We start from the raw sequence: 18,703 nt of genomic DNA on the forward strand, positions 1-18,703 counted from the left end.
CCCAGGATGGCATACATGGCGTGTTCTTTGTTCCTGATAAAGTATTCTTTCACCTTTAAAACGGAATATCATGGGACAGCAAAATCATGACAAGGACACAGATAAAACGCAGATGCGGAAAGAAGACCTTACCGGCAAAGCTGAACAGTCCGAAGCAGCAATAGAACAAACCGAAAGGGAAAGGCATAATAAAGGGGCAAAGGATGTAACACCTGAAGCACATAAGGAAAGGCCGGAATTAAAAGAAGCGCCTGAGAGCCTTAAGAATTCCCGTTAATAGTATAGTACGGTAAGCCGCTGAAACGGTTTTCCTCTATATATATCGCTTTATTTGGCAAATGTGCTGAGAGGATGCAACGTGTGAATGCCATGTGTAAAGCCAGATAAGCTTCAAACAGGAAAACAGCCTTGGTCACCATGATCACAGGCAATCCCGAAGGGAAACAGACGTGACTGGACATGAGTCGGGATATTGAAAAGAGAGATAGGCATTATGCCTATCTCTCTTATTTTATGGCTACTGCTGTCGCTTTTGGTAAACAGCCGACCAGATAAATTGCTTAAAATAATAGACCTCCTTTTCCATGGCATATCCTGCGGATGTAAACAGCGGCTTTACATTCGCCAGTGCACTGGCCTCTACCGCACATAATATCCTGAAGAAAAGATACATTGACTTTAACAGCAATTGTTGCCAGTAGGGCGCCGCTTGCTGATAATGGAAATCCGTGAACAACCATCTGCCACCAGGCAATAACAGGGTATCGAGATGCCGGAATACCTGTGGTATTCTTGCTGCTTTAAAATTATCAAAGAGAAAAGGCGTGATGATGATATCAAAGCCGGCAGTATCCGTCTGAGAAAGATTAAAATCCTCTATGGCGCTATGGACGAACTGCACTTCATTGGGTTGATAGGCCTGCTCTTTTGCCCTGGCGATCATATTCGCAGAAATCTCTACATAGTATATACGCAGACCATGCCGACACTTTGCTGCGATCCTTTCCAGGATCCATCCCGTGCCACCACCGGCAATGAGGATCGTGCTGCCAGGTGGAATATATGACAACAATGCCGTCTGCGCATCCTTTTGCGCACTGCCGAATACTACACTGCTTAGAAAATCATAATACCGGGCAATATTGTCATAGTTATTCTTCATGCGCCTGTAAATTAACAGAAAAGGGTCAGGGTGCCAAAAGCAACCCCAACCCCATATACACAAAACAAGACAAGTTACATTAGTGGTCAGCCAGCACTACTTTTACCTGCTGTCCTTTCTTCTTAGGCGTTGCCAGTAGTAATAGCGGCAGCGCAACAAGGAATACGATACCTACCAACAGATAGGCATCGTTGAAGCTGAGCAAAGATGTTTGTTTGACGATATTGGCATCTATCAGCCGGAGGGCTTTTGTATGTGCCTCTACAGCCCCCGTGCCTTTGGATATAAAAAACTGCGTATAGTCGGCCAGACGTTTTACAGCAGCCGGATTATCAGGTGTGATATTGGATACCAGATCTGATCTGTGCACGGCATTACGGTTAGCCAGATAGGTATTGACCATGGCTAATCCGAACGAACCTCCCAGCTGACGCATCATATTATTGAGCGCCGCTCCCTGTGCAAAGTCAGCCGGCGCCAGTGAAGACACCGCCAGTACCGATAAAGGCACAGTGATCATGGCCAGTCCGACACCTCTCAATATCAGTGTATTCGTAAGTCCGCCCGCACTCACATCCAGGTTATATCCTGACATTTGCCAGCTGAAAAGAATAAACATAGACATACCCAGTGTGATCATCACAATCGGAGAGATCCCACGTTGTAACAGCCGGGCAGAAATGATCAGGCCTCCGATAGCAAGAATAGCCCCAGGTAGTAGCAACAGGCCTGTCTGTGTCGGTGTGAAATTGAGTAATCGCTGCGCAAACACCGGTGTGAGAAACACGGAACTGAACAGCCCTACGCCTGATACAAATGTCATGACGGCCGCCAGACTAAGATTCCTGCTTTTGAGTACCCGCAGATTGACGACGGGATTAGGTGTGGTCAGTTCCCACCATACGAATAACAGGAGGCCAAAGAACGCAGTTACACTCAGGAAAATGATGTAACCTGCTTCAAACCAGTCGTCTGTTTCTCCGCGTTCCAGCACTGTTTGCAGCGAACCAATACCTATCGCCAGCAGAATAATACCGGCCCAGTCGACACTGGTGCTTTTTACCCGGACTTCCGGTTCTTTCAGCAATGCATAACAGATACTGGCAGCTACGATACCGATGGGAATATTGATATAGAAGATCCATGGCCAGTCGTAAAACTCGGTGATATAACCACCTAGTGTAGGTCCGATCGTAGGGCCTACGAAAACACCCACACCAAATAAGGCACTGGCGATATTCTGTTTCTCTTTTGGAAACAATTCAAATACGATCACCTGAGATACGGAGAGCAATGCACCACCTCCTATACCCTGTAGGAAACGGAACGTAACCAGGAGCCAGATGTTGCTGGCCTGTCCGCACATAAATGAAAAGAACGTAAAGGCTATAATGGAACCGATGTAGTAATTGCGTCGGCCCAGTTTGTTGACAAGAAAACTGGTGATCGGAATGATGATCACGTTGGCAATCGCATAGGCCGTGATCACCCAGGAAGTATCCTCAAGGGTGGCGCCAAGATTACCACTCATATGTGACAGCGCCACGTTGACAATAGAGGTATCGATCAGCTCCATTACCGCAGCTGCAATAACGGTGATCAGCAGGAGGATCCTTTTCATGTGTAGTGATTATGAAAGGACTGTAATTATACCATTCGGTATAATTACAGTCCTGAAAAAGGGAAAGATTAATTCCTTTGATTCAGTGCAGCGTATGCGTCAGCTGGAGAAGAAAGGAAGAGTTTATAGAAGTCGGCAGTATTACCTACGTGTATTTCATAATTGTCGGTAGCGAATGCATCGATCAATGCGCTGGCTACACCAGCTGCCGGCATACCATTTTCACCACCGATCTCTTTGGAGAATTCTGTATTCACCAATGGCGGCATCAGTTCGAATACCTTGATATTAGTATCGGACAGGGTAAAACGGAGTGTCTGTGTATAGGAGTGGAGAGCAGCTTTACTGGCGGCATATCCTGGTAATCTGTGACCTGGCGTGATCGCTACGATAGAAGAGACATTTACGATAGCCGCTTCTGTCTGTTGAGATAACAATGGCAGCAGTAATTCATTCAGTCTGATAACAGACAGATAGTTGGTATGCATTTCATTTGCCGCTTTGCTAAAAGCATCTGCGCCTGCTTCCAGTTTGTATACCTGTGCGGCAGCTGCGTTATTGATCACGATATTGAGTGCCGGGAAATCCTTTTTAAGTGTTTCTACCAATGCCAGAACATCTTCTTCTTTAGATACATCTGAAACGATCGCTGTCACGTTTTTCAACTGCGCCACTGCTTTGTTGAGTGTATCTGCATTTCTACCGGTGATGATCACCTGGTTACCATTTTCTGATAATAGTTTAGCTGTTTCAAAACCGATACCGGCGCCACCGCCAGTGATTAATACGGTATTATTTACTGTTTTCATTTTGTTTCTGTTTGATGTGTTATATGGATTATACCGATTGGTATATTTATATGTAAAAAAATATTTAGAGTGAGTCTATGTATCGTTGCGTTGCCTCCATGATACTTTTACCATAACTACGTTTTGCGGTAGTCCTGGCGATCATGATCGCTCCCTGTACCATGGCCATCAGTGTCAGTGCTGCCTGCTCTGCGTCTGTATCTGCGGCGATTTCTCCATTCTGTTTACCTGCTTCGATCAATCTGATGGCTCTGTCCTTAATGGCTTCCAGTGCGTCAGCCACTCTTGCTTTCAGTGCCGGATGTGTATCATCTGCTTCTGTAGCGGTATTTAAAAGCGGACAACCTCCTGTTGGATAAGCAACAGGACGCTCATCTGCAAAGATCCTGGTACGTACTTTCAGTTTGTCTTTGATCGTTGTTGCTTTCTCTTCTTCTGCGTTGAGATAAGATCTGAGTTTGAGGAGATTGTAGTCAAATGAAGCCAGTGCTACTTCATCCTTATTAGCGAAGTTGCCATAGATGCTGCCTTTTGTCAGACCGGTAGCCTCTGTCATATCAGATAAGGAAGTGCCGGCAAATCCTTTCGTATTGAAAATAGGAGCGGTCTTCTCTACAATAAACTGTCTTGTTTTTTCAGCCTTGCTCATAGTGTTTTGATTAAGACAATACAAAATTATACCAGTTGGTATTATCTACCAAATAAAATTATTCCTGTTTGATGTGCCTGAGTGTAAGTAGTTGATAATTAATTAAAAGTGTTATTCTGGTTTGAGCCGGGAAGTGAAGCGATACACTCCATTATAACTTGTTTGATTGTTTATCTATAACTTAATGTTATCCGTAATCACTAATGATGATTTCCTTTACATCCCGGAAGAGCTGACATTTGTATCATCAAAGCAAAATAAAAGACTAGCAATATGAATACAATCGTGCACAATGAAGGCGTCAGACAGGAAGGGATCAACCATACCGGCAGGAAGCATTTCCTGGACAGAAGTATTACGACGCGTGAAGTGATCTTTGTACTGGCACTGGCTTTATGTATGACGCCCTGGATCTCTGCTCCGATCGCCTTAATGGGTGGACTGATCATTGCTCAGTTTATCGGTCATCCGTTCCTGCACCTGAATCATAAAGCAACGCATGTACTGTTGCAGATCTCCGTGGTAGGACTGGGTTTTGGGATGAATGTACACAGTGCGCTGAAGGCAGGTAGTGATGGGTTTATATTTACCATTGCTTCTATTACCGGTACTTTACTGATCGGGTATGTAGTTGGGAAATTCTTGAAAATAGATAGTAAAACTTCTCATCTGATCTCCTGCGGCACTGCTATTTGTGGTGGTAGTGCGATCGCAGCTGTTTCTCCGGTGATCAAGGCCGAAGAAAAACAACTCTCTGTTGCTTTGGGAACCGTATTTATCCTGAACTCTGCTGCTTTGTTCCTGTTTCCCTTTGTCGGTCATCTTTTACATCTTTCACAGAACCAGTTTGGGTTATGGAGTGCTATCGCCATTCATGATACCAGTTCTGTGGTAGGTGCAGCCGGCAGGTATGGTCCGCAGGCACTGGAAGTCGCTACAACCGTTAAACTGGCCCGTGCACTCTGGATTATTCCGGTGACCCTGCTGACAGCTGTCTGTTTTAAAACGGGTAAACAGAAAATGAAAATTCCTTATTTCATTGGGCTGTTCATACTGGCAATGCTGGCACATACTTACTTCCCGATGGAGGCCGCAAGTGAGGTGATCGTTCGTGTAGCAAAAACCGGTCTTACGATCACTTTATTTCTGATAGGTGCGGGGCTCTCCCGTGATGTACTGAAAGGTGTTGGTGTGAAACCGCTGATACAGGGTGTATTCCTTTGGGTATTGATCTCTGGCGCAGCTTTGTGGGCGGTGATGACACTCGCGTCTTAAGTCGTTTTATTATAATAAAGACGCTTACACGGGAAACTGTGTAAGCGTTTTTTTATGTTGATAGGATAGCGTTGTACTATTGCCGTACAGGTGTCCATTGCAGTGCTGCTTCCATCACTTTATCTTCCTGCCGGATATATGCGTCAATGCCTACCGGTACCGGTTGATGAGGAATGATACCGTGGCCGGGATATTTCGGTGGACGAACATCCATTACATATCTGATGGTGGAAATCCATATGCTGACTTTACTGAATGGCAGTACTGTTTCTATTAGTTGTCCGGAGTGATTGCCTTCATAAGTGCCACCGGTTTCTTCACCGAAAAAAATAGCCCTGTCATGGCTATACGCAACGGAACAAAATTCTGCGGCAGCGGAAAATGTCTGTCCACCGATAAGTATTGCAACAGGACCATCATAGTGTAGGGCTGCGGGTTGTTGTAATCCCAGTCCTGGTCTGCCGGATAGTTTCTTTTTATCTTTTTCCTGATACAGGTAATAGCGGAACGGCTGTTTGGAAAGATAGCTGTATAATATTACACCATAGGCATCGCGTCCGCCACCGTTATCCCGCAGGTCAATGATCAGTTTTTTGATCCCTGCTTTTTTCAACTGCCGGAACGATTGTTCAAGGAAAGCAGGATAATCCAGTTTAGCCTCCTGCAGGTCGGTGTAACCGAAGGTTCTGATAATGAGGATGCCGGTTTTATCCTCAGTTATAGAAAAAGATAATAGAGGAGAAGCAGTTGCCGGTGTTTTTAATCTATTGATCGTTGCTTCTTTAACCGCTGTCAGAGAGACGGTTTTTATCTGACCGGAGCCCTCTGCGTACGTTACTGTAAAGCCGCCGGAATAGCCATAGGCGAGGTAATAGTAAAAGTAAAAGATCTGATTCAGGACAAGGTTTTTCTTCGTATTGTTATAACCGTCCGACATGAGGTATCCCCGCATTTTTTCCAGCATGACATTCGCCGGGTGCGAGTTGACGCTGATCAACCGGCTGCCTGTCGGAATGATATTGTCGATACTGCCGGTGATGAAAATACTATCTTCTGAAATGTATGTCAGCAGCGGCAGATAGCTATTCTCCGTATGAATGAACTGTGCAAATGGTGGCGCTGCACCGGTGGACAGATGACCGTCTCCTACAGCACTCAGTAGTAACTTTACGATACCATAGAATTGCCGTTCGTCGGTGTCATCATTGATCTGCTGGTAACAGCTGTCGAATAGATCTGCCCATTTGTTGTCAGAGATGTAGGCATACATATCCGGATGTGTAGTGGTCAGTTTGGTTTGTAGTAACCGGAGGTCTGCTTTCAGCGAATCCGCACGTTGCGCGGCTACCTGAAAAGAGCAACAGTACAGGATGATGACTGTCAGCAGGGTTGTAATACGGGTGAACATATACCCAAGGTAACATATTTATCGTTAGCTGTAGAACTGTTTGAAACGGGCTATTTCCTTGTCCAGTCTGGCTTGCGTGCTTTTGTTGAATGGTTCGATGGGATAGAGGTCGATGATGATATCCTTCTTTTTGAAAGTCCGCTTCCAGGTACCCGCGATCTGTCCTTTAACAAGGATGATGTTGCTGAAGAGGGGATTGCCATCCCGATTCAGCATGGAGGCACTATCTGCGCTATGTATCACTTCCCTGTCTTTATAGGCAACAAGATATTCATCATAGTTAGGGATGAGTAGTACATCATTGCCGGTGGATCTGTCTTCGGTTGCCTGTGCAGGACCATAACAGGTCAGTTCACCAAAGGTGCTTGTATGCAACTGATCCTGTACGAGTTGTAAGCCTTCCCGGGCTGCTGTGACGGGGAGTCCGCTCCAGCCGGTAAAGTCTTTCAGGGTGGCGGGGCCATGGCTGTTGAAATAACGAAGGGCTAATGTGGCCAGGGCTTCCTGCCGGTTTTTGCCCGGAGCAGGAGGGACGCGTTCCTCAAACAGGGCGTATGTGATCTGTTTATCGCGTTTGCCGCCGTTACAGATGATCATATCCTGTTCTGCCTGTATCAGCAGGAAGTTCATACGCAGGTCATCGGTGGCGATCTTTGCTTTTTGTAGTTCGGCCGCCAGTTCGGTACGGGTGAGTTGTTTGCCGCCTTTAAGGGCCTTTTCGAAGACTTTATTGCTTTTCCGGTATATTTTATCGTCCAGCTCCAGTTTACGATTATAGGTGCCCATTGACTGCTTTATATAGGGACTGCTCAGTTCCAGCATCCAGCGTACATCACCGGGATGTACAAGATGCCAGGTAGGACGGAGTACATGGGTGCGTACCAGTTGACCATCTGCAATACATTGTTCTATTTTCTGGTGACTGACAGCAGGTAGGCGCATGCCGACTGCCCATTTGGACATTTCATAGTCCTGGGCCTGTATAGCGCCGCACCAGTGCACCAGGTCGGGGGCATTTTTAAAAGCGGGTGTTGCAAGCTGTTGATTAGTAAGTCGTTGTTGCAGGAGTTGTTTGGCTGTCATCTGATATCATTTGTTTCCGTGGACAAAGGAAAGATACGAAGATGACAACAGTATGTCAGCAGCCAGGAATAATTGTTCGCTCATATGGGTCGGAATGTCCCATTAGAAGGGCATTACACCGTCATTACGCCGCTATCTGTACGCTCATGAGCGAAGAAATACCGGCGTAATAGCGGTGTAATACGGAGATACATCGAAGAAAAGGCCTTTATACTAGCAATCTCCGTCTGGTCCGCAGGTTTGTCCTTCTATGATCTCCAGACCTGAAGGCTGCGTACTTTTCCACTCAGCCACTGATTTACCCAGTACTTCCAGGAAGGTTTCAGACGCCTGTGCACCGGAAACGCCGTATTTACGGTCAAAAACGAAGAAAGGAACGCCTCTGATACCCAGTGCTTCCGCTTCGTCAATATCATGACGTACTTCTGCTGTAAATACCTGACTACCAACAAGCTCGTTTAATACGCCTTCTTCCAGGCCGATCTCTTTACCCAGGGCTACCAGGGTATCCGGATTACTGAAATCCTTTCCTTCGGTGAAATAAGCTTTGAATAATCTTTCTTCAGCAGCGTCGCCCAACTGGTGTTTTTTAGCCAGCTGTATCAGTCTGTGTGCGTCAAAGGAATTGGCCACAACTGCCTGCTCCATATTGTAAGTGAGCCCCAGGGTAGCGGCTAATCCGGTTACCTGGTTATTCATCTGTTCTGCCTGTTCGTAAGGGATCCCCTTTCTTTTGGACAGGTAAGTATACAGGTTGTCACCATGTCCTGATTCGATGGTTGGATCCAGCTGGAAACTGTGCCATTCTATCTCTACAGATCCGGCGTCAGGGAATTGCTCCATAGCAGCTTCAAACCGGCGTTTGCCGATGTAGCACCAGGGACACATGATATCTGACCAGATCTCTACTTTCATTTTATTCGCTGTGCTCATAGTATCGTTTTCTTTTGTAAAGTTCCTAAACATACTTTACTTTTGAAAGTGGTGTCCCGAGGGAAAGTACTTTCATCGGGGAAACTATGGGGAAGTATTATGAACAGGAAAACACAGACATCAGAGAAGTCTGAAGCATGTACGGAGCATCTCCGTGCCATTCACGACACCATGGACGTGCTCAACGGGAAATGGAAGATCGCTATAATCGGTTCTTTACGTTTTGGAAAACGCCGCTTTATGGAACTGCAAAGGGAAGTAGAGGGTGTTGGGTCCAAAATGCTCTCCAAGGAGTTGCGGGAGCTGGAAATGAATGAACTGGTAAGAAGAACGGTTTATGACACCAAACCGGTCACGGTAGAGTATGAACTGACGGATTACGGTAAAACGCTGGAAAGCATCATTGACGAGATGGCTAAATGGGGCCATTCTCACCGTAAAAGGATTATGCATCCCGTAAATCAGTTAGACCTACAGGATGCACTAAGCCATCTTTAACCTTCAACCTAAAACTGAAACTTTCTTTACGAAGCGATCGAAATAAGCTTTCTCCAGCGCCTCCCGGTGGTCTGGGTGAGCGATCTCTATCAGTGCCTTTGCACGTTGCTTAAGACTTTTCCCAAACAGATTGGTTCTGCCGTATTCGGTGATCACCCAGTGCATATGTCCACGGGTCGTTACTACGCCTGCGCCTTCTTTCAGAAATGGCGTGATGCGGGAGATCCCTTTGCTGGTGACGGACGGAAGGGCGATAATTGGTTTGCCGTCTTCAGAGAGGGACGCACCGCGCATAAAGTCCATTTGTCCGCCGATACCGGAATACTGATAAGTACCGATAGAGTCCGCGCATACCTGGCCGGTAAGGTCTATTTCGATCGCGCTATTTATAGCCGTCACTTTTGGGTTCTGACGGATAATGCTTGTATCATTCACATAGCTGATATCCATTACTCTCAGCGCCGGATTATCATTGACAAAATCGTATAATTTTCGTGTACCCGCCATAAATGCGGTCACTGATCTGCCTCTGTTCAGTTTCTTCAGACTGTTATTGATCACGCCATTTTCAATCAGCGGAATCACCCCATCTGACAACATCTCTGTATGCAGACCCAGGTTTTTGTGTTGCGTCAGGTTCTTCAGCACCTGGTCAGGAATATTACCGATTCCTAATTGCAAAGTAGCCCCATCTTCTACCAGTTCGGCGATATTACGGCCTATCTGTTCTGTGACAGCTGTGGCCTGCCGAGAGTAATCTACTTCCGGGAGGGCGGCTTTCTGCCATACTGCTGCATGAAACCTGGAGAAGTGTACGAAGGCCTCACCATGTGTGCGCGGCATCATGGGATTGACCTGTGCGATCACGTGCTTCGCTACGTCGATCGCAGCTCTGGCAATATCCACAGAAGTACCAAGGGAACAATATCCGTGTGCATCGGGCGGAGATACCTGTACGATAGCTACATCCGGCGGCAGGATGTTATTCCGGAACAACTGCGGTATCTGACTGAGGAAGATGGGTACATAGTCACCGTCGTCACTGTTTACAACGGATCGGTTGGCGGCGGAAACAAACAATGAATTGACAAAAAAGCTTTTACGGTATAATGGGTTGTCGAAGTCAACATCTCCCAGTGTGGTGATGCTGACGAGTTCTACATCTCTGAGGTCGGCGTGTCTGTTCTGGAGAGCCCTGAGCAGGTGAACGGGAGTAGCAGCGCTACCATGAATAAATACACGATTACCAGACTCAACGCACTTAACGGCTTCCGCCGCGGTGATATATGAAATGTCAGACATAGTATTATATTTTAAGAACGATGTCCCAAAATTATGCCTGCATGCTCACATAAAACATGACAAAGATTAGCCGGAAAGATGATATATGTTAGAATGCGAGTTGTCCCTGTACGTATTGGATCTGGGGGACGATGACCTGCGGAATGGCGCTGATGTGGTATACAGCTGTTTCTATATCTCGGGAGGCGACGATGACTTCCGTCCGGCCTGCATGTGGACGGAAAAGTTCCAGTACCAGTTCGGGATTATTATTATCCCTGGAAAGATGGGATAATAACAGGTGTGTCATATAAGCCGGTTTATGTGTTTTGAAGACCTCCAGGGCCTGTGTATTGGAAAGATGCCCCTGGCCGCCACGGATGCGTTTCTTCAGGAAAAACGGATAACGTCCCTGTTCAAGCATCTTTTCATCATAGTTGGCTTCCAGGAATGCGGCGTGACATTGCTTGAAATGCCTGATCAGGTTACTACAGGGCACGCCGATATCTGTAAAAACACCGATACGTATTTCATCCGCAGTGATCATAAAGCTATGTGGCTCTATGGCGTCATGCGCTTTTGAGAAGGCATGTACCGTGAGTGCACCGATGAGTACAGGCGTAGCTTCGTCAAAGACCCTTACATTGTCAGTATGGAGGTTCAGACGACCATGCAGCATGGTTTTCTCTGTGATATAGACCGGGAGATTATATTTTTTGGATAGTACTTCCAGTCCGCGGATGTGGTCGGAATGTTCGTGCGAAATAAAGATGGCTTTTACTATGTCCATCTTCAATCCCAGCCTTTTCATCCGTCTTTCCGTTTCCCGGCAGGAGATACCGGCATCTATCAGGACGGCCTCAGTGGCGTTCCCGATATAATAACAGTTTCCGTTGCTGCCGGAATTGAGTGACGTAATTTGCAATGACATAGCACCGCAAGTTTACTAAAAATTTTAGTTATTTGACAATCCATTCATGAATACCGGATGCATTTTCTTTCGGAAGCTGTATTTCCAGCTTTAATGCGCTTGTTTTTACCGGTTCAAACTGTACGCTGTCATATTTGTCTTTCTGCACGGAATAAGGCGTTGTGTTCTTTACCGGGACCCATTGGTCACCCTGTTTGTACAGGATTCTCCAGGAGGCGGGGATACGGCAATCTCCAAACGGACTGTCATCATACCAATAGACCTCAGATCCGGATACGGTGTATTCCTGGTCAAAGTCATACTGTACCCATTCCAGCGTGTTGTGTTTTGGCCACCAATGCAGGTACATGGAATTATTATCCTGTGAGTTCAGTGGTTGATACTGGTCATTCAGTGCGAGGTACATCCTTTTATTGGGTGTAGAGGCGCTTACTTTACTTTTGGAAGCGATGGTCGGCGCGGGTTTGGGTCTGGCGGCAGAGGCTTCGTATGGAATCCATACGGTCATTTCCGAAGGTCCCCGGTTCGCCCATGTATAATATGGAATAGCGGTGACCATCTGTGTGGTGCTGATCAGCTGATCGGTGTTGAGTTGTCTGCTGGCGGACGTACCCTGCATCTCCAGTACGGTTACACCATTCAGCATCTCCGGTTTATAAACAGCAGTAACAGCGGCGTTTTTATCTACTACGATATTTTGTACGACAGCGTCTTTGTTGTCCGGCCCTTCAAGACAATACATAACAGGACCGCGTTGTAAAGCGAAGCGGTCTTTATCACTGGCAACCGCTGTATTGGCCAGTACTTTCTGTACCTGCATCGGGAATTCAAAACTGATCTTGTCTCCGGCTTTCCAGCTGCGTTGCAGTACGGCATATCCTTTTTCTGTTTTATAGGGAAGCGGTGTACCATTCAGGAGAATGACCAGCGGTTTTTGCGTGCTGCTGTCTGCATCAAAGTAGAGGTTGCCGGGAACGGGTTTGTCATTGGCCCATTCGGGTATGCGGATATGGAGTGCGAATGAGGTCGTTTTAGCAGGATTAACAGTGATCGCTACTTTACCATCCCAGGGATAGTTCGTTTGCTGTACCAGCTGTATTTTGCCTGCGGGAAGTGTGATATTGGCGGTATTACCTACGAAGAGATTGACATAGAGGTCGTTTTTATTCTGTGCATATACATATCCTGGCATGGAAGGCAGGAAGCGTGTCATATTCGATATACAACAGGCGCATCCAAACCAGGCGCTGCGCTGATGCTGGCCCATGGACATAAGCGGGTTAGGGTAGAAGAACCTGTCGCCGCTGAGCGAGACGCCTGACAGAAGTCCGTTATACAGTGTGCGTTCCAGTATATCGATATATTTCGCGTCCCCGTGCAGGAGGAACATTCTGCTGTTCCAGTATACGTTCGCGATAGACGCGCAGGTTTCCGCATAGGCGGACATATTGGGCAGATCGTATGGTTTACCAAAAGCTTCTCCGTTACCCGTAGCGCCGATACCTCCTGTGATATAGAGTTTCTTTTCCACTACATCGTCCCATATATCGTCTATTGCATGGAGGTATTGCTGATCGCCGGTCAGCGCGGCTACATCCGCCATACCGGTGTACATGTAGGTGGCTCTTACGGCGTGGCCGACAGCCTCGTGCTGGTCCACTACTTTTTTATAGGACTGATTATATTCACCACTGTGTTTTTTGCCCGGACCACGTACATCGAGAAAGAATTTAGCAAGGTCGAGGTAGGATTTGTTACCGGTGACACGGTACATTTTTGTCAGCCCTGTTTCAACGATCTGGTGACCGGGAAATCTTTCTTCTTTGCCAAAACCGAATGTCTGCACCAGCAGGTCTGCGTTTTTAACAGCGATATTCAGCAGGTTACGTTTGCCCGTTGCCTGATAATGTGCAACGGCGGCTTCAAAAAGATGGCCGGAGTTATATAGTTCATGACTGAGGTCTTCTTCCTCTTCCCATCTGCGGGTGCCGATCCAGGCATGCGGTTGTGAGGAATTGACCGTCCGGAAGGTGTAGAGGTAACCGTCTTTTTCCTGTGCAGCGTCAATGATAGCAATGAGTGTATCCAGGTATTTTTCCAGTGCGGGGTCTTTTTTCATCTGCAGACTATACGATGCGCCTTCGATCACTTTATAGACGTCTGTATCATCAAAAGTATATTCGGTCATTTTGTCGCCGGGCAGGGTATGTGCAGCACGTTTGAAATTATCTATTCTGCCTGTTTCCCGGCATTGCTCCAACGTATAGGGTATTGTTATGTCGGCATTTACGCGTATTTTTGGTGCCCAGAAATTATCTGTTACCTGTACCTGTGTGAAAGCAACCGGCTGAATGGGATAATCTTTTTTCAGCTGTCCCTGTACGAATGTACTGATGCCTGTCAGCGAAAGAATAACTGTGAATAATTTCATATAGCGAGAATGAGTTTTGGCAATGGCTAAAGTTATACATTGCCGCGGAACACCATTTAAAATATATTAATCAGCATTAATCGGATTTTATCTGAAATCTTTATCCTTAAACTTTTGAAGTTACCCATGAAGAAGAGATTTTTATTTTTGTCGGGGATGTTAGCCCTGCAGACATATTATGCGCATGCGCAAACGCAGCCTTCCTATAGTGCAACCGAGGCTACGACACAGACGGGAAACTATCATTACAAACTTTTTAACGGATCGGGTGCCAATACAGCTTTGAGGTGGACCATTGGCATGATCGAGACGGAATCCGGCAGTAATAAGGGTTCAAATTTCCGGATATCCAGGATCGATGATAATGGAAACTGGATTGCGAGCGCGCTTGCGATTGACCGTTCCACTGGTCTGGTTGAAATGTATGGTGGTTTCCGTGCTAATTCGACAGCTGCCGGTCAGCCGGCATTGACTGGCGCGGGTATTACCGGTACCGGTACTGGTATAGCGAATACTTCCGTTCTGGGGTTTTATGAATCAAATGCCAAAACGCGGCAGGGAATGGTCGGAAAGTATGTCAATAATAGTAATGATATGTTCCTGGTATCTGAAATAGGAGGGATACGTTTGTCTCCTATGGGGGATGGCGCTGTCCATATATCAGGAAATGGTGTGAGGAACGTCATGGATTTCTATCAGGCGGAATACGGTGCGCCAACTGCCGAAACGAGAAGTATTGGTACCAGGTTGGTACTACACAGCAGGGTTGCTGCGGGATCTCCTGCGACAGATTATGCATTGGGTCTCCAACTGGGTGCAACTGTCACCGGATGGTTTTCCGTTCCAAGTAATACAGAGACCCACTACTGGGATTTTTACGGCGGTACAGTGCCTGTAGTGAGACTGGATGGAGCAGGTAATATTACCACGAAAGGTACCCTTACGCTGAACAACACGACGAGTAACCTGATCAAGTTTGCTCCGGGTGGTGTTGGTGCTCCTACTTTTAACACAAGAAGTCTCGGTACGAAGATCGTATTACATGATGCAGTCGGATCTGCTCCAACAAATATGGACTATGCGATCGGACTTGAAAGAGGCGCCACAACGTATGGATGGTTTGCGGTCCCCACAAATACAACCGGTCATGGCTGGAATTTTTATGGCGGGACAACCCTGGTCGCGAATCTCGACGGCGTTGGTAACTTCAGTACAAGTGGCAATATGGTGGTAGGAAATACTACAGCGCAGGTCACTATGAAGGTAAACGGAGAGATTTCCACCCGCAAGGTGAAAGTCACAACTACCGGATGGCCTGACTTCGTATTTACCGATGATTATAAATTACCTTCTCTTCAGGAGATCAGCAGATATATTAAGGAAAACCACCGTCTGCCAGGCGTACCAGCCGCTGCAGAAGTTGAAAAGAGTGGTCTTGATGTAGGCGAAATGCAGAAAACGATGATGGAAAAGATTGAACAGTTAACTTTGCACCTCATCAGACTGGACGAGGAGAACCGTCAGCTGAAAGAAGAACTTGAAAAATTGAAAGCATCGAAGTGATGAGTGCAAGCGGACATCGTTATTTTGCTATTAACAAACCGTATAACATGGTCTCCCAGTTTATCAGTCCTGACAAGGTCCGGTTACTGGGAGATCTTGATTTTGACTTTCCTGAAGGCACACATGCCGTGGGCCGGCTGGACAATAATTCAGAAGGATTACTCCTGCTGACCACCAATAAAAGGGTAACCCGCCTGCTTTTCGAAAGTGAACAACCCCATAAAAGAGCTTACCTGGTGATGGTGAAAAACATCGTCACCCAGGAAACGATCGAAAAGTTAAGACAGGGAGTCACCATCCGGATCAAGGGAGGCGTTGACTGGGTCACTACGCCCTGTGAAGCAGAGATCGTGGAAAAACCGGCTTATATTGCGCCACGTGAACATCACCCCGTAAAGGAATTTCTGCCCCATTCGTGGTTACTCATTACCCTCACAGAGGGAAAGTTCCACCAGGTGCGTAAGATGACCTCCGCTATCCATCACCATTGCGACCGTCTTATCCGCGTATCTATAGAAGATATGGAACTTGGGGATCTGCCACCGGGCGGTGTACGCGAAATTGAGGAAGAAACCTTCTTCCGTCTGCTGAAAATAGAGAACTGGCAACCGGAAGCGTCAATATTACCGCAGGAATGAGCAATATGCCATTAGTTTGCTGCTGAGATTCTTGGTATTTTGCCTGCTTCCATTATCATGCTTAAAGAATCTATTATGTTTAAACCATTCAGGCTTACGGGCGCCGTATTATTCAGCGTATTGCTGGGTATTTCTGTTGCCCGTGCGCAGGAGGCGGACCCTGCACGTTATGCAATCGTCCCTTATCCTCAGCAACTGGTGCCTGCTACAGGCGACTTTGTCATTACTGCAAAGACCAGACTGGTATTACCGTCCGACAAAACACTTTTCAGCAAAGAAGCAGCTCAGTTACAGGCACTGATCAAACAGGGGCTTGGACAGACACTGGCAGTTGCTGCAAAGGCAGGCAACGGTACGATCGTACTGAAACAGGACAGTCAGCTGGCAGGAGAAGAAGATTATACGCTGGAGGTAACGCCACAGCAGGTGATCATCGCCGCAAAAACACCTACGGGTATGTTCCGTGCGGTACAGACGGTGCGTCAGCTGATGCCGGCTACCATTGAGGGCGTTAAGAATGCAAAGCTGACGAAGATAGCGGTACCTGCGGTGAAGATCACAGACCATCCTGTGTATGGATGGCGTGGTATGCACCTGGATGTGTCCAGACACTTTTTCTCTGTAGACTATCTGAAAAAGTTCATCGACCTGCTTGCCCTGTACAAAATGAACAAGTTTCATATTCATCTTACCGATGATCAGGGCTGGCGTATCGAGATCAAGAAATATCCTTTACTGACAGAACAGGGCGCCTGGAGAGAATTCAATAACCAGGATTCTGTATGTATGGAGAAGGCAAAGACCAATCCGGATATGGCGATCGATCAATCCCATATCATCCAGAAGAACGGTAAGACGCTTTATGGCGGTTTCTATACCCAGGCACAGATGAAAGAGGTGATCGCTTATGCAGCGGCACGTCACATCGATATGATCCCTGAGATCGACATGCCGGGTCACATGATGGCAGCGATCAAGGCATACCCTTATCTGAGCTGCGAAGGTGGTTCTACCTGGGGCCCTTTGTTTACCACACCGATCTGTCCATGTAATGAGAAGACCTTTGAATTTGCAGAGAATGTTTATGCAGAGATCTTCGCTTTATTCCCTTCCGAATACGTGCATCTGGGCGCTGATGAAGTAGAAAAAAGCAGCTGGGCGAAATCTCCGCTTTGCGAAGGTGTGATGAAGGCGAATAACCTGAAGAACGTGGAAGAACTGCAAAGCTATTTTGTGAAGAGAATGGAGAAATTCTTCAACTCCAAAGGTAAAAAACTGATCGGCTGGGATGAGATCCTGGAAGGCGGTATCAGTGAAACCGCTATCCTGATGTATTGGCGTAGCTGGGTACCTGATGCACCCGTTAAGGCGGCAAAAAATGGTAACAAAGTGATCATGACGCCGGGTAATCCGCTGTATTTCGACGGTATTCCTGATCGTAATTCCATCTCCAACGTATATCACTTCGATCCGGTACCAAAAGGACTAACGAAAGACGAAGCAGCGCATATCATTGGTGCGCAGGCAAATACCTGGACAGAATGGATTCCTTCAGAAAAACGTGCTGATTTCATGATGTTCCCCCGTATGACTGCACTGGCAGAAGTACTCTGGACGCATCGTCAGGATTATGACAATTATCTGCTCCGTTTGAACAAACAATACAAACGCCTGGATCAGCTGAAGGTACATTACCGTATGCCTGATCTGGATGGTTTTACAGATGATAACGTACTGGTAGGTAAGACGGTGCTGAAATTGCAGAAGCCGGCGCCGGAAATCAGCATCCGTTATACGACAGACGGCACAGTGCCGACTGTATCTTCTCCTGAATTACCGGAAGCGTTTATCGTACCAGGTCCTGGTACCATCAAACTGGCTTCTTTCAGTTCGTCCGGCAGCAGCAGTGATATCTATACGCTGAACTACCGTAAACAATCTTTCTTCCCTCCGGTGAATGTGGAAGGCTTACAAAGCGGCTTACAGGTACAGTATTTCGGCAGTTCTTATAAGAGTGTTACCAAACTTCCGGATACCGCAGACAGCGTTGTAAATGTCAGCAATGCAATCATTCCGGAAGGCATGGGTAAAGGAGGTAAGGCTTTTGGTGCGAAACTGACAGGTTATATTGAAGCACCAGAAACAGCCATTTATAGCTTTTTCCTGACAGCAGATGATGGTGCGAACCTCTATATCGAGGGAGATAAGGTAGTGGATAACGATGGCTGGCATGCACCCGTGCAGAAGAGCGGCCAGGTTGCATTACAGAAAGGGTTACATCCGTTTGAACTGAAGTTTGTTGAGGGCGGCGGCGGATACACGCTGAAGCTGGAATACCGCGTGAATGGCGGTAAGATCCAGGCAGTACCGGATAGCTGGTTCAAAAGAAAATAAACGAGCTGTATAATAGTAAAAAGCGGT

16 protein-coding genes are annotated in these 18,703 nt (G+C 46.8%); 6 read left to right on the forward strand and 10 right to left on the reverse strand.

What is annotated here, in order from left to right; all coding sequences use genetic code 11:
- Nucleotides 1-70: 70 nt before the first annotated feature.
- Nucleotides 71-277, forward strand: a complete 207-nt coding sequence (locus BMZ72_RS01755) for a hypothetical protein (RefSeq protein ID WP_089804641.1) — start codon at nucleotides 71-73, stop codon at nucleotides 275-277.
- Between the two features lie 240 nt (nucleotides 278-517).
- Here the strand turns inward: BMZ72_RS01755 and BMZ72_RS01765 are convergent, their stop codons facing one another.
- The 4 genes from BMZ72_RS01765 to BMZ72_RS01780 form a co-directional block, all read right to left on the reverse strand.
- Entirely contained in the window at nucleotides 518-1,162 is a 645-nt protein-coding gene (locus BMZ72_RS01765; RefSeq protein WP_089804645.1) for a class I SAM-dependent methyltransferase, read from the reverse strand.
- A gap of 79 nt (nucleotides 1,163-1,241) precedes the next feature.
- Nucleotides 1,242-2,783: a DHA2 family efflux MFS transporter permease subunit gene (locus BMZ72_RS01770; protein WP_089804647.1), complete on the reverse strand. Its 1,542-nt coding sequence runs from the start codon at nucleotides 2,781-2,783 to the stop codon at nucleotides 1,242-1,244.
- Between the two features lie 68 nt (nucleotides 2,784-2,851).
- A complete protein-coding gene (locus tag BMZ72_RS01775; protein WP_089804649.1) occupies nucleotides 2,852-3,592 on the reverse strand; it encodes an SDR family oxidoreductase in 741 nt (246 codons plus the stop codon).
- Nucleotides 3,593-3,656: 64 nt separating this feature from the next.
- Entirely contained in the window at nucleotides 3,657-4,241 is a 585-nt protein-coding gene (locus BMZ72_RS01780) for a TetR/AcrR family transcriptional regulator (protein ID WP_089804651.1), read from the reverse strand.
- A gap of 273 nt (nucleotides 4,242-4,514) precedes the next feature.
- Here BMZ72_RS01780 and BMZ72_RS01785 point away from each other — a divergent pair, with 273 nt between their 5' ends.
- The gene (locus BMZ72_RS01785) at nucleotides 4,515-5,516 is read left to right on the forward strand and encodes a YeiH family protein (RefSeq protein WP_089804653.1); all 1,002 of its coding nucleotides are present in this window, start codon (nucleotides 4,515-4,517) and stop codon (nucleotides 5,514-5,516) included.
- Between the two features lie 76 nt (nucleotides 5,517-5,592).
- Here BMZ72_RS01785 and BMZ72_RS01790 read toward each other — a convergent pair whose 3' ends face one another.
- The 3 genes from BMZ72_RS01790 to BMZ72_RS01800 form a co-directional block, all read right to left on the reverse strand.
- Nucleotides 5,593-6,924, reverse strand: coding sequence for a S41 family peptidase (locus tag BMZ72_RS01790; protein WP_089804655.1), 1,332 nt, complete (start codon nucleotides 6,922-6,924; stop codon nucleotides 5,593-5,595).
- Nucleotides 6,925-6,948: 24 nt separating this feature from the next.
- Entirely contained in the window at nucleotides 6,949-8,007 is a 1,059-nt protein-coding gene (locus BMZ72_RS01795) for a winged helix DNA-binding domain-containing protein (RefSeq protein WP_089804657.1), read from the reverse strand.
- Between the two features lie 213 nt (nucleotides 8,008-8,220).
- A complete protein-coding gene (locus BMZ72_RS01800) occupies nucleotides 8,221-8,940 on the reverse strand; it encodes a DsbA family oxidoreductase (protein WP_255373077.1) in 720 nt (239 codons plus the stop codon).
- 99 nt (nucleotides 8,941-9,039) lie between these two features.
- Between BMZ72_RS01800 and BMZ72_RS01805 the strand changes: the two genes are divergently transcribed.
- Nucleotides 9,040-9,438 carry a winged helix-turn-helix transcriptional regulator gene (locus tag BMZ72_RS01805; RefSeq protein WP_089804659.1) on the forward strand — a complete coding sequence of 133 codons (399 nt, stop codon included), beginning with the start codon at nucleotides 9,040-9,042 and terminating at the stop codon, nucleotides 9,436-9,438.
- Between the two features lie 3 nt (nucleotides 9,439-9,441).
- Here the strand turns inward: BMZ72_RS01805 and BMZ72_RS01810 are convergent, their stop codons facing one another.
- The 3 genes from BMZ72_RS01810 to BMZ72_RS01820 all read right to left on the reverse strand — a co-directional run bounded on the left by BMZ72_RS01810 (nucleotide 9,442) and on the right by BMZ72_RS01820 (nucleotide 14,081).
- Nucleotides 9,442-10,740, reverse strand: a complete 1,299-nt coding sequence (locus tag BMZ72_RS01810) for an acetyl-CoA hydrolase/transferase family protein (protein WP_089804662.1) — start codon at nucleotides 10,738-10,740, stop codon at nucleotides 9,442-9,444.
- Between the two features lie 88 nt (nucleotides 10,741-10,828).
- Nucleotides 10,829-11,650: an MBL fold metallo-hydrolase gene (locus BMZ72_RS01815; protein ID WP_089804664.1), complete on the reverse strand. Its 822-nt coding sequence runs from the start codon at nucleotides 11,648-11,650 to the stop codon at nucleotides 10,829-10,831.
- A gap of 28 nt (nucleotides 11,651-11,678) precedes the next feature.
- The gene (locus BMZ72_RS01820) at nucleotides 11,679-14,081 is read right to left on the reverse strand and encodes a glycoside hydrolase family 127 protein (RefSeq protein ID WP_089804666.1); all 2,403 of its coding nucleotides are present in this window, start codon (nucleotides 14,079-14,081) and stop codon (nucleotides 11,679-11,681) included.
- A gap of 126 nt (nucleotides 14,082-14,207) precedes the next feature.
- Here BMZ72_RS01820 and BMZ72_RS01825 point away from each other — a divergent pair, with 126 nt between their 5' ends.
- The 3 genes from BMZ72_RS01825 (at nucleotide 14,208) to BMZ72_RS01835 (ending at nucleotide 18,676) form a co-directional block, all read left to right on the forward strand.
- Nucleotides 14,208-15,644, forward strand: a complete 1,437-nt coding sequence (locus BMZ72_RS01825) for a hypothetical protein (protein ID WP_143087563.1) — start codon at nucleotides 14,208-14,210, stop codon at nucleotides 15,642-15,644.
- Nucleotides 15,644-16,282, forward strand: coding sequence for a pseudouridine synthase (locus BMZ72_RS01830; protein ID WP_089804669.1), 639 nt, complete (start codon nucleotides 15,644-15,646; stop codon nucleotides 16,280-16,282). Before BMZ72_RS01825 ends, BMZ72_RS01830 begins: the two co-directional genes overlap by 1 nt.
- Before the next feature lie 75 nt (nucleotides 16,283-16,357).
- Nucleotides 16,358-18,676 carry a family 20 glycosylhydrolase gene (locus BMZ72_RS01835; protein WP_089807165.1) on the forward strand — a complete coding sequence of 773 codons (2,319 nt, stop codon included), beginning with the start codon at nucleotides 16,358-16,360 and terminating at the stop codon, nucleotides 18,674-18,676.
- Nucleotides 18,677-18,703: the final 27 nt, after the last annotated feature.

The sequence above is a fragment of the Chitinophaga sp. YR627 genome (genome assembly GCF_900114995.1).
GTDB lineage: Bacteria > Bacteroidota > Bacteroidia > Chitinophagales > Chitinophagaceae > Chitinophaga.

What these genes read in the sequence shown, in the direction of transcription:
- BMZ72_RS01755 (WP_089804641.1), top strand. Translation starts at nt 71, where the DNA reads ATGGGACAGCAAAATCATGACAAGGACACAGATAAAACGCAGATGCGG.
- BMZ72_RS01765 (WP_089804645.1), bottom strand. Translation starts at nt 1,162, where the DNA reads ATGAAGAATAACTATGACAATATTGCCCGGTATTATGATTTTCTAAGC.
- BMZ72_RS01770 (WP_089804647.1), bottom strand. Translation starts at nt 2,783, where the DNA reads ATGAAAAGGATCCTCCTGCTGATCACCGTTATTGCAGCTGCGGTAATG.
- BMZ72_RS01775 (WP_089804649.1), bottom strand. Translation starts at nt 3,592, where the DNA reads ATGAAAACAGTAAATAATACCGTATTAATCACTGGCGGTGGCGCCGGT.
- BMZ72_RS01780 (WP_089804651.1), bottom strand. Translation starts at nt 4,241, where the DNA reads ATGAGCAAGGCTGAAAAAACAAGACAGTTTATTGTAGAGAAGACCGCT.
- BMZ72_RS01785 (WP_089804653.1), top strand. Translation starts at nt 4,515, where the DNA reads ATGAATACAATCGTGCACAATGAAGGCGTCAGACAGGAAGGGATCAAC.
- BMZ72_RS01790 (WP_089804655.1), bottom strand. Translation starts at nt 6,924, where the DNA reads ATGTTCACCCGTATTACAACCCTGCTGACAGTCATCATCCTGTACTGT.
- BMZ72_RS01795 (WP_089804657.1), bottom strand. Translation starts at nt 8,007, where the DNA reads ATGACAGCCAAACAACTCCTGCAACAACGACTTACTAATCAACAGCTT.
- BMZ72_RS01800 (WP_255373077.1), bottom strand. Translation starts at nt 8,940, where the DNA reads ATGAGCACAGCGAATAAAATGAAAGTAGAGATCTGGTCAGATATCATG.
- BMZ72_RS01805 (WP_089804659.1), top strand. Translation starts at nt 9,040, where the DNA reads ATGAACAGGAAAACACAGACATCAGAGAAGTCTGAAGCATGTACGGAG.
- BMZ72_RS01810 (WP_089804662.1), bottom strand. Translation starts at nt 10,740, where the DNA reads ATGTCTGACATTTCATATATCACCGCGGCGGAAGCCGTTAAGTGCGTT.
- BMZ72_RS01815 (WP_089804664.1), bottom strand. Translation starts at nt 11,650, where the DNA reads ATGTCATTGCAAATTACGTCACTCAATTCCGGCAGCAACGGAAACTGT.
- BMZ72_RS01820 (WP_089804666.1), bottom strand. Translation starts at nt 14,081, where the DNA reads ATGAAATTATTCACAGTTATTCTTTCGCTGACAGGCATCAGTACATTC.
- BMZ72_RS01825 (WP_143087563.1), top strand. Translation starts at nt 14,208, where the DNA reads ATGAAGAAGAGATTTTTATTTTTGTCGGGGATGTTAGCCCTGCAGACA.
- BMZ72_RS01830 (WP_089804669.1), top strand. Translation starts at nt 15,644, where the DNA reads ATGAGTGCAAGCGGACATCGTTATTTTGCTATTAACAAACCGTATAAC.
- BMZ72_RS01835 (WP_089807165.1), top strand. Translation starts at nt 16,358, where the DNA reads ATGTTTAAACCATTCAGGCTTACGGGCGCCGTATTATTCAGCGTATTG.